General features: G+C 58.8%; 16 protein-coding genes. 12 read left to right on the plus strand and 4 right to left on the minus strand.

What is annotated here, in order from left to right; genetic code table 11:
• Positions 1-40: 40 nt before the first annotated feature.
• Positions 41-880 (minus strand): UTP--glucose-1-phosphate uridylyltransferase GalU, encoded by an 840-nt coding sequence (galU, locus tag ACA061_RS14500; RefSeq protein WP_150591994.1) that lies wholly within the window; start codon positions 878-880, stop codon positions 41-43.
• Positions 881-1,138: 258 nt separating this feature from the next.
• On the opposite strand from galU, the gene ACA061_RS14505 reads away from it, so the two are divergent.
• Together ACA061_RS14505 and ACA061_RS14510 are read left to right on the plus strand one after the other, a co-directional pair.
• Positions 1,139-1,324, plus strand: coding sequence for a hypothetical protein (locus ACA061_RS14505; RefSeq protein WP_007912238.1), 186 nt, complete (start codon positions 1,139-1,141; stop codon positions 1,322-1,324).
• A gap of 149 nt (positions 1,325-1,473) precedes the next feature.
• Positions 1,474-1,761, plus strand: coding sequence for a hypothetical protein (locus ACA061_RS14510; protein WP_080896026.1), 288 nt, complete (start codon positions 1,474-1,476; stop codon positions 1,759-1,761).
• Positions 1,762-1,764: 3 nt separating this feature from the next.
• Here ACA061_RS14510 and ACA061_RS14515 read toward each other — a convergent pair whose 3' ends face one another.
• A complete protein-coding gene (locus ACA061_RS14515; protein WP_150602362.1) occupies positions 1,765-1,995 on the minus strand; it encodes a hypothetical protein in 231 nt (76 codons plus the stop codon).
• A gap of 71 nt (positions 1,996-2,066) precedes the next feature.
• A complete protein-coding gene (locus ACA061_RS14520) occupies positions 2,067-2,423 on the minus strand; it encodes a hypothetical protein (protein WP_150602363.1) in 357 nt (118 codons plus the stop codon).
• 210 nt (positions 2,424-2,633) lie between these two features.
• Here ACA061_RS14520 and ACA061_RS14525 point away from each other — a divergent pair, with 210 nt between their 5' ends.
• From ACA061_RS14525 to ada, 4 genes are all read left to right on the plus strand, one after another.
• A complete protein-coding gene (locus ACA061_RS14525) occupies positions 2,634-2,936 on the plus strand; it encodes a DUF1883 domain-containing protein (protein WP_042559354.1) in 303 nt (100 codons plus the stop codon).
• 28 nt (positions 2,937-2,964) lie between these two features.
• Positions 2,965-3,141 (plus strand): hypothetical protein, encoded by a 177-nt coding sequence (locus ACA061_RS14530; protein ID WP_191626414.1) that lies wholly within the window; start codon positions 2,965-2,967, stop codon positions 3,139-3,141.
• Positions 3,142-3,182: 41 nt separating this feature from the next.
• Entirely contained in the window at positions 3,183-3,848 is a 666-nt protein-coding gene (alkB, locus tag ACA061_RS14535; protein WP_497299469.1) for a DNA oxidative demethylase AlkB, read from the plus strand.
• Positions 3,849-3,935: 87 nt separating this feature from the next.
• Positions 3,936-5,003, plus strand: coding sequence for a bifunctional DNA-binding transcriptional regulator/O6-methylguanine-DNA methyltransferase Ada (ada, locus tag ACA061_RS14540; protein ID WP_497299470.1), 1,068 nt, complete (start codon positions 3,936-3,938; stop codon positions 5,001-5,003).
• A gap of 14 nt (positions 5,004-5,017) precedes the next feature.
• Here ada and acuI read toward each other — a convergent pair whose 3' ends face one another.
• Positions 5,018-6,001 carry an acrylyl-CoA reductase (NADPH) gene (gene acuI / locus ACA061_RS14545; RefSeq protein WP_210699925.1) on the minus strand — a complete coding sequence of 328 codons (984 nt, stop codon included), beginning with the start codon at positions 5,999-6,001 and terminating at the stop codon, positions 5,018-5,020.
• 188 nt (positions 6,002-6,189) lie between these two features.
• Here acuI and ACA061_RS14550 point away from each other — a divergent pair, with 188 nt between their 5' ends.
• The 6 genes from ACA061_RS14550 (at position 6,190) to ACA061_RS14575 (ending at position 13,633) form a co-directional block, all read left to right on the plus strand.
• Positions 6,190-8,646 (plus strand): autotransporter, encoded by a 2,457-nt coding sequence (locus ACA061_RS14550; RefSeq protein WP_497299471.1) that lies wholly within the window; start codon positions 6,190-6,192, stop codon positions 8,644-8,646.
• A gap of 112 nt (positions 8,647-8,758) precedes the next feature.
• On the plus strand, positions 8,759-9,823 hold the full coding sequence (locus ACA061_RS14555; RefSeq protein WP_497299472.1) for an NAD(P)H-dependent flavin oxidoreductase: 1,065 nt from the start codon (positions 8,759-8,761) through the stop codon (positions 9,821-9,823).
• A 168-nt stretch (positions 9,824-9,991) separates the two neighbouring features.
• Positions 9,992-10,759, plus strand: coding sequence for a molybdate ABC transporter substrate-binding protein (modA, locus tag ACA061_RS14560; RefSeq protein WP_497299474.1), 768 nt, complete (start codon positions 9,992-9,994; stop codon positions 10,757-10,759).
• Positions 10,760-11,440: a molybdate ABC transporter permease subunit gene (gene modB / locus ACA061_RS14565; protein WP_047301428.1), complete on the plus strand. Its 681-nt coding sequence runs from the start codon at positions 10,760-10,762 to the stop codon at positions 11,438-11,440.
• Between the two features lie 3 nt (positions 11,441-11,443).
• The gene (gene modC / locus ACA061_RS14570) at positions 11,444-12,523 is read left to right on the plus strand and encodes a molybdenum ABC transporter ATP-binding protein (RefSeq protein ID WP_497299475.1); all 1,080 of its coding nucleotides are present in this window, start codon (positions 11,444-11,446) and stop codon (positions 12,521-12,523) included.
• Between the two features lie 72 nt (positions 12,524-12,595).
• The gene (locus ACA061_RS14575) at positions 12,596-13,633 is read left to right on the plus strand and encodes a DNA topoisomerase IB (protein WP_210552842.1); all 1,038 of its coding nucleotides are present in this window, start codon (positions 12,596-12,598) and stop codon (positions 13,631-13,633) included.
• Positions 13,634-13,673 lie beyond the last annotated feature (40 nt).

Genomic DNA, 13,673 nt, shown 5'->3' on the forward strand with positions numbered 1-13,673 from the left:
ACCCGAAGGTGGCTTTCTCGTACAGACGGATCAAGCGCTCTTAGTAAGCCTTGCCAGTCTTGTAGAAGTTCTCGAAGCAGAAGTTGGTCGCGTCAATGTAGCCTTCAGCGCCACCGCAGTCGAAACGCTTGCCTTTGAACTTGTAGGCCATTACGCAGCCGTTCTGGGCTTGTTTCATCAGGGCGTCAGTGATCTGGATTTCGCCGCCCTTGCCTGGCTCGGTCTGCTCAAGCAGGTCAAAAATGTCCGGAGTCAGGATGTAGCGACCGATGATTGCCAGGTTCGATGGCGCATCTTCCGGCTTTGGCTTCTCGACCATGCTGTGAACGCGGTAGATGTCGTCGCGAATCATCTCACCGGCAATTACGCCGTACTTGTGAGTTTCTTGCGGATCGACTTCCTGAATGGCCACGATCGAGCAGCGGAACTGCTTGTACAGCTTGACCATCTGGGTCAGTACGCCGTCGCCTTCGAGGTTGACGCACAGGTCATCCGCCAGTACCACGGCGAACGGTTCGTCACCGATCAGCGGGCGGCCGGTCAGGATGGCGTGGCCCAGGCCTTTCATTTCGGTCTGACGGGTGTAGGAGAACGAGCACTCGTCCAGCAGCTTGCGGATGCCGACCAGGTATTTTTCCTTGTCGGTGCCTTTGATCTGGTTTTCCAGCTCGTAGCTGATGTCGAAGTGGTCTTCCAGGGCGCGTTTGCCACGACCGGTAACGATCGAGATTTCAGTCAGGCCAGCGTCCAGAGCTTCTTCAACGCCGTACTGGATCAGTGGCTTGTTTACCACCGGCAGCATTTCTTTAGGCATGGCTTTAGTCGCTGGCAGGAAGCGAGTACCGTAACCGGCTGCTGGGAACAAGCATTTCTTGATCATATAAGTCCTTGAAAAGGCTGTGTGTACGAGTTTCGGCGCAGTCTAATCAGGCGGCGTGCACCTTACAATGCCCCGCACTGGCTAACCGATGCCAACATAGAGAAATATTCTCGCCGATAGTTCCATCGGCATCTGCAGACCATCGCTCAGCTTAGCTCAAAGTGACCGACGAGCTGGATTACCATACGCTCATCGCCCCCATTGTGAACATTTTGCCGGTATCATGGCGACTTTGAATCAGCGAACGAGACAGATTAGATGGCCGCCGTAAAAATCATCAACGGGTATGTGATCGACAAGAAAGACGGAAAGTGGACGCTCACCACGACCAATGGCGAACACATTGCCGGGCCTTTCGACAGCGAGCAGATGGCGACTGATGTAGCGTCGGTATTTACTGACACCCCTGCGTCGGCAAAGCGCCGCGGCAAAGATCAGGACTGATCTGCTGCGAAGCGCCGCAAGCCCTGCCGTGAGCAGGGCTTTTTTGTGCCTGACACACGACCGTCGAAAACAAGTGGCCAATCGCTATAACCTTTTCATACCGGCGCTGTCAGAGCGTCTAGTCCCCCACCGCTGAAGACGACACAACTATGAACATGAACAGATTTTTGCCACTGATCGCGGTACTGGTATTGAGCGGCTGCGCCACATCCCAACCGACCACCCTGAACAACGGCGAACAGGGGCTGACCATCGACTGCTCCGGTGAAGCCAATTCCTGGGCCACCTGCTATGAAAAGGCTGACGCCTCCTGCGCAGGCACGGGCTACCGCATCGTCGGCACTGACGGCACACCGGCGCCGAAGGAAAGCGAAAAAACTTTGGGCGTCGATGTCGGCAACTACAAAAACCGCAGCGTGGTAGTGGTCTGCAAATAGACTCTACATGTGAATTTCCGCGAACTTGATCCCGAGTCCGCGTACGACTTCGATCAGATCGTCGAGCCGATTGAAAGACTCGACTTCGTCGTTATCGTCCACCAGGAAATAACTGCGCCCGGCGCTTTTCTTGAAAAATACGATCCATTCCCCGGAATTTGCCGGGTTCTGAATGACATGTGTGGCAGAGATCAGGCCCTCTGCATGGCGTTCCCGCACTTGCTCTCGCTTCATCGCGACTCCAGAAATGAAAATGCCGTCACAGCATGACTGTGACGGCATTGATGCTGATGACCAATAGTCTATCAGCCGGAAATACAGGCGTTGGCCGCGTTACGCACATCACGTGGGCGCACCGGCACATTCGACATGCGCTCATGCAGCTTGATACTGCTACCGCCGGAGCGATCTTCGATATCAAACACGGCGGCCGGGCCAGAGGACAGTTTGCCCGGAACAATCACGCGAACCCCCTCCTTTTGCGGCTGTATCTGCAGCGCGCCGCGGCTGTCCGCCAGTTTTTCGGTCAGGCACTGCGCATACTCATGGGGCTTCTTGCCGGAAATTACGCTCACGGTCGGTAGCGTTTCATTGATTTCGGAAACGTTCGCACAGCCACCCATAGCCAAAACCAACGGCAGACACACCACACCCCACTTCATAAAAAACCTCCGTTAAAGACCGTCCGACAGCACAAATGCCGTTTTTCTCCGGGGCCTTCTGCATTTAACCCGCATCCAATCGCGAATATCTGTTCAAAATTGTCAAACCAACGCCCGACGGCCAGATAATAACCCGTGCAGGCTGATAAACTGCGCCCAATTACAAGCTATCGTTTTGATTTTGTAGCAAAAGCCCTTCTGGAGGCGCCCATGAAATTCATTCACCAGCGCGAACACCTCAACGAAGACGACATCGTCGTCATCCAATGCTCGCAAACCTGCAACATCCGTTTGATGAGCGACGCCAACTTCCGCAGCTTCAAAAATGGCGGTCGTCACTCCTACCACGGCGGCGCTTTCGACACGTTCCCGGCCCGCATCACCGCGCCGAGCACCGGTTTCTGGAACATCACCATCGACACCGTCACCACCCGGGCAATCAGCGTTACACGCAAACCGACGCTGACGCATTCGATCAAGATCATCCGCCGCTCCAGCTCCAAACTCAGCTGAGCCGCCCCGCCCACACAGACAGGTATTCATGACCGTGGCCCAAACGACCAAATACGTCATCAAGTACAAGCTCAACGGCGAGCGCCGTTTCGAGTTCGCGCAACTGGAAAACGGCACCGAGGAAGAAGCCAAGGCTGCTCTCGACGCAATCCACGGGCAGACTGAAGATGTGATCAGCGATATCGCCGTCAGCAAGGCGCTGTAACGCACCGACAGAATGACTGCCGCAAGGTTTTGGTGATCGCCATGCAACCGCACACTTTCGATCTGTTCGCTGACCACGAACCCGCGCCGCAACCCCACGCCGAACAGATCGGTGAGCAATCGTGGGTACTGCGCGGATTCGCCTTGCGGCTGACCGATCAATTGCTACCGGCGCTGGACGCCGTCCTGCTCGCTGCCCCACTGCGCCACATGGTCACGCCGGGCGGTTTCAGCATGTCGGTGGGCACCAGCAGTTGCGGGCAACTGGGCTGGATCACTGATCGCAGCGGCTATCGTTACTCAAGGGTCGATCCTCTCAGCGGTTTGCCCTGGCCGGAGCTGCCGCCGGTATTTGCCGATCTGGCAGAGGCCGCGGCGCAGGAGGCCGGTTTTTCTGATTTCAAAGCCGACTCCTGCTTGATCAACCGCTATATCCCCGGCGCCAAGATGTCATTGCATCAGGACAAAGACGAAAACGCCTACGCTGCACCGATCGTTTCGCTGTCGCTGGGCTTGCCGGCAATGTTTCTGTTTGGCGGTTTCGCTCGTGGTGACAAGAGCCAGCGGATCCCTCTGCTGCATGGCGACATGGTGGTTTGGGGCGGTGTCGATCGCTTGCGGTTCCACGGTGTTTTACCGATCAAGCAAGGGCAGCATCCGCAGCTCGGTGAACAACGCATCAATCTGACTTTTCGTGTTGCCGGATGACCCTTGAAAGTTTGACCGCAAGGCCCGGAGTGTTGTGTTCACCAACGCTGGTTAACCTGAATCAAACAGGTCAACGGATTAGCCATCATGAAAACGTTTTCGACCACGCTCGACATTGAAGACGATCCACGCTGGGCCGCTGTTGTTGCGCGGGATGCGCGGGCGGACGGGACGTTTGTCTATGCGGTGAAAACCACCGGCATCTACTGCCGCCCAAGCAGTCTTGCGCGTTTGCCGAAACCGCAGAATGTGGAGTTTTTCGATACGGCGCTTGAGGCTGAAGCCGCCGGCTACCGGCCGAGCAAAAGGGCCAGCAAGGATCAGAGCGATGTGCTCGCGCAACACGCCGCAGTTGTGGCGGTAGCATGCCGGCAGATCGAGTCCGCCGACACTTTGCCCGCGCTCAATGAACTTGCTGCAACGGCCGGTCTGAGCCCGTTTCATTTTCACCGTGTGTTTAAAGCCGCGACCGGACTGACGCCCAAGGGTTACGCCAGCGCCCACCGCTCGCGCCGCGTGCGTGAACGCCTGGCAGACGGCGGCTCAGTGACCGACGCGTTGTATGACGCAGGTTTCAATTCCAACAGTCGTTTCTATGAAAATGCCGATCACCTGCTGGGAATGAAACCCGGTGACTACCGCGCCGCCGGGCAAAACAACGACATTCGTTTTGCCGTCGGACAATGCTCGCTCGGGGCTATTCTGGTGGCGCAAAGCGAGCGCGGGGTTTGCGCGATTCTGTTGGGCGACGATCCTCACCAACTGGTGTGTGATCTGCAGGACCAGTTCCGCAAAGCCAATCTGATTGGTGCCGATGCGGAGTTTGAGCAACTGATCGCCAAAGTCGTCGGCTTTATCGAAGCCCCGGCCATTGGCCTCGATCTACCGCTGGACGTGCGCGGCACGGCATTTCAGGAGCGCGTTTGGCAGGCGCTACGGGAAATCCCGGTTGGCAGCACCGCCAGCTACGCCGACATTGCCCAACGCATCGGCGCACCGACATCCATGCGCGCCGTGGCTCAGGCATGCGGTGCCAATCGATTGGCCGTCGCGATTCCTTGCCATCGCGTGGTGCGCAGCGATGGCAATCTTTCCGGTTATCGCTGGGGTGTCGAGCGTAAACGGCAACTGCTGGAACGTGAAACGCAGCCCTGAAGCTGCGTGATTCTTCAGCGATTGACGTCCACCACAACGCGTCCGCGAAGCTGCCCTGCGAGCAGTTTCGGCGCGGCATCGATAACGTCACCTAGGGCGATTTCATGGCTGATCAATGGCAGTAAGGCGAAGTCCAGATCCTGCGCCAGTCGACCCCATGCCTCCACGCGGCGCGCCTTTGGCTGAGTCACGCTGTTGATGCCGGCCAGGGTGACGCCACGCAAAATAAACGGCGCCACCGAGGCAGGGAAATCCATCCCCTGGGCCAGACCGCACGCGGCGACGGTGCCTTCAGCACGCGTACTGGCGCAGGCATTCGCCAGCGTGTGACTGCCGACCGAATCGATTACCGCTGCCCAACGCTCCTTGGCCAGCGGCTTGCCCGGTTCGGACAGAGTCGCGCGGTCGATGATTTCAGTCGCGCCCAATTGCTTGAGATATTCATGCTCGGACACCCTGCCCGTGGACGCCACAACCCGATAGCCAAGCTTGCTCAGCAGCGCGATGGCAAAACTGCCCACGCCGCCATTGGCCCCAGTCACAAGCACCTCGCCCTGCGCAGGCGTCACGCCATTACGCTCAAGCGCCAAAATGCACAACATTGCGGTGTAACCCGCCGTGCCGATCGCCATTGCCTGAGCAGCGGTAAACGCTTTTGGCAAAGGAATCAGCCAGTCGCCGTTGAGCCGGGCCTTTTGCGCCAGGCCGCCCCAATGGCTCTCGCCTACGCCCCAGCCATTGAGCAGCACCTGATCACCCACTTTATAGTCGGGATGTGAGCTGACCTCGACGGTGCCTGCCAGATCGATCCCCGGCACCAAGGGAAATTTGCGCACCACCGGGCTGCTGCCCGTAATCGCCAAGCCATCCTTGAAATTCAACGTGCTGTACGCAACGGCCACGGTCACGTCGCCCTCGGGCAACTGGTCTTCGTTGATCTGTTGAAGGTTGGCGCGATAACCGCTGTCGTCTTTATTGATCAAAATACCGTTGAACATGATGGCCTCTCATGGATGGGTTTCAGGGGGTCATGGCTTTCAAATATCACATCGCAATACGTTGCCACACTCGACTTTCAGCCAATCCGCGAATCGGCCGGGTATTTCCATGGTGGCCGACTATGCTTTTTCGACGGTGGTGCGTTCGCTGTTATTCCTCGGAAAACGGCCAGTCGAAGGAGCGATCCATGTCTTACCCGCGTTCTTTTTCAGTGATGCTGATGCTGTGTCTGCTGGCCTTCAATAATGCGTGGGCGGCACCGGCCACCAAGCCCGGCGAGCCGGCACCCAGTGAGCCATCATGGCCGCAAGTCATCACCAGCGAGAAGGCCAAACTGACCGTATATCAGCCGCAACTCGACAGTTGGGACGGCTACACCCTCAATGCCCGCGCTGCCGTTGAAGCCACCGGCGCCGATGGAAAAACCACTTACGGCATCGTTCACTTCAGTGCCCATACGCTGGTCGACAAGGCCACGCGCTGGGTTGCACTCGATCAATACAAAATCATCAAAGCCGACTTCCCCGCTGATGCCGCTAAGGCTGACAAATGGCTGGCGGTGCTGAAAAAAGACGCCGAGAGCCGGAAAAAAACCATTTCACTGGATCAACTCGAGGCCGCCGTCGGGGTGCTATCGGCAGAGCAGAAAGCTGACAACGCGCCTCTGGAAAACACCCCGCCCGCGATCATCAGCTCCGACGTCCCGGCGATGCTTGTCTACATCGACGGCGATGCAGCCTATCGTCCGGTTGAAAGCACAGCGCTGCAACGGGTGATCAACACCCGACCTCTGCTGCTGAAAGATACGCAGGGCAAACATTACCTGCATGTCTTCGATGGCTGGATGGTTGCTGACCAGCTCAACGGCGATTACACCCGTCTGGCCACGCCGCCCGCCGAACTGGAAAAAGCCAAACAGGCCGCCATCGCCAGTCGCCAGGTGGATCTGTTGACCGGGCAGAGTGACCCGAAAGACAAGGTTCCCAGCCTGGCCAAGCCGCCGCAGCCAAAAATCTTTGTCGCCACTACGCCCACCGAGCTGCTTGTCACCGATGGAGCGCCACAGTGGCTGCCGATTCAGGGCACTCGGCTTTTATACGTGACCAATACCACCGGGCACATCTTCAAGGAGATCGGTGATCAGAACAGTTACGTGCTGATTTCCGGTCGCTGGTTCCGCGCCGGTGACATGAACGGCCCATGGACGTTTACATCAGCGGACCAGCTGCCGGCAGACTTCGCCAACATCCCCGACGACAGCCCGAAAGAAAACGTCAAAGCCTCGGTCGCCGGTACGCCACAAGCCAAGGAAGCCGCGATTGCTGCGACCATCCCGCAGACCTCGGCAATCAAGAAAAGCGCGGTGAAAATGACCTCGCCGCAGTTCGATGGCGAACCACAACTCAAAGCCATCAACAGCACGCCGCTGCAGTATGTGGTCAATAGTGCAACGCCGATCATCCGGGTCGACAACAACAGTTGGTATGCGGTGGAAAACGGTATCTGGTTTACCGCCACCACAGTGAATGGCCCGTGGATCGTGGCCAGTTCTGTGCCGGCGGTGATCTACTCAATCCCACCCAGCTCGCCCATGCACTATCTGACTTACGTGAAAGTCTATGAGGCCAGCGGCGATACCGTGGTGGTCGGCTATACACCGGGTTATCAGGGTTCCAATGTAGATCCCGCCACCGGCGTGGTGGTTTACGGCACCGGTTACCCATACACGCCGTGGGTTGGCAGCGTCTGGTACGGGCCGCCAGTGACTTATGGGTTCGGCGTCGCCATCCGTTACACGCCCTGGACTGGCTGGACCTTCGGTTTCGGTTTCGGCTGGAGTTGGGGCAGCAGTACCGTCGCCATGGGTTGGGGCTGGGGTGCGTATCCGTGGTGGGGCAATTATGGTTGGGGTTACGCCTGGGGCCCGCGCTTGTATCCGGCACCGCTGGCGTGGGGTGGCGCAGCTTACGGATATCGCGGCGGCGCCGTGGCCTGGGGACCGGGAGGATGGGCCGGCACCACGGGCAATATCTATCATCAATGGGGTGACCGGGCGACGGTCAGCCGCGCTGGTGCCGGTTACAACGCCTGGACCGGCAATCGCTGGGCGGGTCAGGTTGGCTCTTCGTATAACTCGCGCACAGGCGTTGCGGCAGCAGGCCAACGCGGTGCCGTGCACAATGTCTATACCGGTAACTATGCGGCCGGACGCAGTGGTGTGGCGACGGGACCGAACGGTGGCGCGATCGCCGGCCAGAAGGTCACCGCCGGCAATGCCCGCAACGGCACCCAAGTCACAGCCAGTCGCGGCGCGGCGTACAACCCCAATACCGGTAATACCACCCAATACGGCAGTGTTCGCGGCAAAAACGCCGGCGCCGCACGCGTAGGCGACAACGTGTATGCCGGCCGCGATGGCAATGTCTACAAAAAAACCGATGATGGCTGGCAATCCGTGGTCAAGGGCGGGGCAAACCGCCCAACTCCGATCAATAACAACGCCCAATTGCAAAACCTCAACCGTGAATCCGCCGCGCGCAACCTGGGCAATCAGCGCACCCATAATTTTCAAAACTCCTCACGAAGCATGAACCGCTCCTATGGAGGAGGAGGCGGTGGTGGCGGCGGATTTCATCGACGCTGAGAACCTGCGTCAGGCGATGTTCACAATTTCAAAGTGGCCCGGAGCCTGGTTTTGCTGGTAAAAAACCGGCTTCGCCGTCCCTGCCCCGTTTCATCGTTCGGAGTCCGCTTCCATGAGCCAATGGCCAGATACACGTATTCTCGACCTGCTCGGCATTCAATCGCCGATCATTCAGGGCCCGATGGCCGGTGCGACAAACTCATCTATGGTGATCGCCGTGTGCAACGCTGGCGGCCTGGGTTCGATGCCGGCGGCGATGCTGAGCATCGAGCAGTTACGCGAAGAGCTGAAGACGATTCGCGAACACACCGACAAGCCCTTCAATGTGAATTTTTTCTGCCACCAGCCACCCACTGCTGATGAGCAACGCGCACGCGAGTGGAAGAACCTGCTGGAACCTTACTACCGAGAACTGGGTGTCGACTTCGATGCGCCTACACCTATATCCAACCGGGCGCCGTTCGATACGGCGGCGTGCGAAGTGCTGGAAGAATTCCGGCCGGAGGTGGTGAGTTTTCACTTCGGTTTGCCAGAGAAATCCCTGCTCGATCGAGTGAAGGCCACTGGCGCAAAAATCCTCTCCTCGGCAACCACCGTCGATGAAGCGATCTGGCTCGAACACAATGGCTGTGACGCGATCATCGCCATGGGCTACGAGGCCGGCGGTCATCGCGGGATGTTTCTCAGCGAGGACTTGAGCAGTCAAGTCGGCACGTTCGCACTGGTGCCGCAGATCGTCGATGCGGTGTCCGTGCCGGTGATTGCCGCCGGTGCAATCGCCGATGCGCGAGGCGTCGCGGCAGCCTTCATGCTGGGGGCGTCAGCGGTACAGGTCGGCACCGCATACCTGTTCACCCCGGAAGCCAAAGTCAGCGCCTCTCATCACAAGGCTCTGCGCACTGCCAAAGAGAGTGAAACCGCGATCACCAACATTTTCACTGGACGCCCGGCGCGGGGCATTCTCAACCGCGTGATGCGCGAACTGGGGCCAATGTCGGCCAAAGCACCGGCATTCCCGTTGGCCGGTGGCGCCCTGATGCCGCTGCGTGCAAAAGATGATGCGCAGTTCGCCAACCTCTGGGCAGGCCAGGCTTTCACGCTGGGCCAAGACCTCAGCAGTGCTGAACTGACTCGCCAATTGGCCGAGGGTGCATTGGCGAAGCTGATTGTGCGTTGATGCCGCGCGGGGGATGCGTTTCAGGTCAAGCGGTCCGTCAGGATAAATCCTCTCGCCACACAGTGGGGATCGCTATATATTTCGCTACATAGCGATTTCCCCCTTTGCAATGGCGCAGTCCACCTCGAGTAAAACTGCCCTGTGCACCGCCCACAACGGAGCTGCTACATGACCATTCGTGCCTCACGTTTTGCCCCTGTCTGTCTCACCTCACTGCTTGCAGTATTCGCCATCAGTGCTGCTCAGGCTGATGAAGTGCAGGTTGCTGTTGCTGCGAATTTCACGGCACCGATTCAGGCCATCGCTGCCGATTTCGAAAAAGACACCGGTCACAAACTGGTCGCAGCCTATGGCGCCACCGGCCAGTTTTACGCTCAGATCAAGAACGGCGCACCGTTCGAAGTGTTTCTCTCGGCGGACGACACCACGCCGGAAAAACTGGAAAAAGAAGGCGATACCGTCAAGGGCTCGCGCTTCACTTACGCCGTTGGCACTCTGGCGCTGTGGTCGGCGAAGGACGGTTACATCGATGCCAAAGGTGAGGTCCTGAAGAAAAACGAATACCGGCACCTGTCCATCGCCAATCCGAAAACCGCGCCATATGGCCTGGCAGCCACGCAAGTGCTGGAAAAACTGAAACTGACCGAAGCGACCAAAGCCAAGATCGTCGAAGGCCAAAACATCACTCAGGCCTACCAGTTCGTTTCGACTGGCAACGCCGAACTCGGCTTCGTCGCGCTGTCGCAGATCTACAAGGAAGGCAAAGTCACCAGCGGTTCGGCGTGGATCGTACCGGCCAGCCTGCATGACCCGATCAAACAGGACGCGGTGATCCTCAGCAAAGGCAAGGACAACGCCGCGGCCAAGGCACTGGTTGAATACCTCAAGGGCCCGAAAGCCGCTGCGGTGATCAAGTCTTACGGCTACCAACTCTAAATGTCGCTGACGAGTGCCGATTTCGCGGCGATCTGGCTGACCCTGAAACTGGCGTCCCTGACCACCGCGATCCTTTTGGTTATCGGCACGCCGATCGCGCTGTGGTTGTCGCGTACCCGCTCATGGTTGCGCGGCCCGGTCGGGGCGATCGTCGCCCTGCCCCTCGTGCTGCCGCCGACCGTCATCGGTTTTTATCTGTTGCTGATGATGGGACCACACGGTTTTCTTGGCCAGTTCACCCAATGGCTGGGGCTCGGCACTCTGACGTTCAGTTTCACCGGGCTGGTGATTGGTTCTGTGATCTATTCCATGCCGTTCGTGGTGCAACCGTTGCAAAACGCGTTTTCGGCAATCGGCACCCGCCCGCTGGAAGTTGCCGCAACGTTGCGCGCCAATCCGTGGGACACCTTTTTCAGCGTGATCCTGCCCCTGGCCCGCCCCGGTTTCATCACAGCGGCCATCCTCGGGTTCGCACATACCGTCGGTGAGTTCGGCGTCGTGCTGATGATTGGCGGCAATATCCCCGACAAGACCCGCGTGGTCTCGGTGCAAATCTACGATCACGTTGAAGCGATGGAATACGCACAGGCCCACTGGCTGGCTGGCGCGATGCTGGTGTTTTCGTTTGTGGTGTTGCTTGCGCTGTACTCCAGCCGCAAGACCCGCGCGGGCTGGAGCTGATCGATGATTGATGCACGTTTGAAAATGACCTATTCAGGCTTCAGCCTGAACGTCGATCTGCACTTGCCGGGCCGCGGCGTCAGCGCGCTGTTCGGCCATTCCGGGTCGGGCAAAACCACGTGCCTGCGCTGTATCGCCGGGCTTGAACGCGCAGAGCAAGGCTTTATCCGGGTCAACGACGAGGTGTGGCAGGACAGCGACAACGGTATTTTCGTCCCGCCGCACAAACGCGCACTGGGTTATGTATTTCAAGAGGCCAGCCTGTTTCCACATTTGTCAGTGTTGGCCAATCTGCAATTCGGCCTCAAACGCATTGCCAAGTCCCAGCGCCGGGTCGACATGACGCACGCGACTGAATTGCTCGGCATCGGTCATTTGCTTGAGCGTCATCCCCAGCATCTCTCGGGTGGCGAGCGTCAGCGTGTCGGCATCGCCCGTGCGCTGCTGACCAGCCCGAAACTGCTGTTGATGGACGAGCCGCTGGCAGCACTCGACAGTCAGCGCAAAAACGAAATCCTGCCCTATCTGCAACGCTTGCATGATGAGCTCGATATTCCGCTGCTGTACGTCAGCCATGCGCAGGACGAGGTCGCGCGCCTGGCCGATCATCTGGTGCTGCTCAGCGACGGCAAGGCCCTGGCCAGCGGGCCGATTGGTGAAACCCTGGCCCGTCTGGACTTGCCGATGGCCATGGGCGATGACGCGGGCGTGATCATCGAAGGTCAGGTCTGTGCCTACGACGCGGATTATCAGCTGCTGAGCCTGCAATTGCCGGCCACCGAAATGAGCATCCGCGTAACGCATGCGCCAATGGCGGTGGGCCAGACCTTGCGTTGCAAGGTACATGCGCGCGACATCAGCCTGACCCTGCAAAACAGCGAATCCAGCAGCATCCTCAATCGCCTGCCGGTCACCGTCATCAGTGAGCAGGCGGCGGACAATGCCGCGCATGTGTTGATTCGTCTCGACGCGGGCGGCACGCCGTTGCTGGCGCGCATTACCAGGTTCTCTCGCGACCAATTGGGCGTGCGTCCCGGCCTGCAATTGTGGGCGCAAATAAAGGCAGTCGCGGTGCTCGCGTAAATCATTCGGCACGACGGCTTCGGCGTGCGGTCAATGGTTTTAACGACCACCGCGCCACCGAAGGAAGCCGCCATGCCCGACACCGAGCTGACCGATGCACTGCCATCCGACCTGCATTACGTCGATGACACACAGCCCGGCATCACCCGCAAAAAACTGCGCGGCAAGTTCAGTTATTTCGAACCGTCGGGCCAACGCATTACCGATGCGGATGAAATCAAACGCATCAACGCCCTCGCCGTGCCGCCAGCCTACACCGACGTGTGGATCTGCCCCGACCCGAGCGGTCATCTTCAAGCCACCGGCCGCGATGCCCGTGGTCGCAAGCAATACCGTTATCACGCGCGCTGGCGTGAAGTGCGTGATGCCGACAAGTATTCGCGGCTACGCGAGTTCGGCCAGGCATTACCGAAGTTACGTAAACAACTGGAAGCACTGTTGGCTGCACCGGGCTTCAGTCGCGACAAGGTCATGGCCACGGTGATCACCTTGCTCGATGCGACTTTGATTCGAGTCGGCAATACGCAATACGCGCGGGATAATCGCTCCTACGGTCTGACCACCCTGCGCAGTCGGCATGTCGAGGTCAACGGCAGCGCGATTCTGTTCCAGTTTCGCGGCAAGAGCGGTATCGAACACCAGATCACCGTGAAGGACCGGCGCCTGGCGCGGGTCATCAAACGCTGCCTGGAACTTCCCGGGCAGAACCTGTTTCAGTATCTGGATGAACATGGCGAACGGCACACTGTCAGCTCTTCCGACGTCAACACCTACCTGAAAACCCTGACCGGCGCCGACTTCACCGCCAAGGACTACCGCACCTGGGCCGGCAGTGCCTTGGCCCTCGCCGTGTTGCGCGAGCTAAAACATGAGTCAGAAACCGAAGCTAAACGGCATGTGGTGGACATGGTCAAAGGCGTTGCCAAACAGTTGGGCAACACGCCTGCAGTGTGCCGCAAGTGCTACATCCACCCTGCCGTGGTGGAAAATTTCATGCTCGGCGCGCTTGCCGAATTGCCGCGCCCACGCGTACGCAAGGGGCTGCGCACCGAAGAAGTGGCGCTCGCGATGTTTCTCGAACGCATGAGCGAGATGGCAGTCGCCCCTTGATCGGCTGTGCGTCGTCCTCTAGGCTAGCCACCTTCCCTCC

This window comes from Pseudomonas sp. LBUM1668, assembly GCF_059695715.1.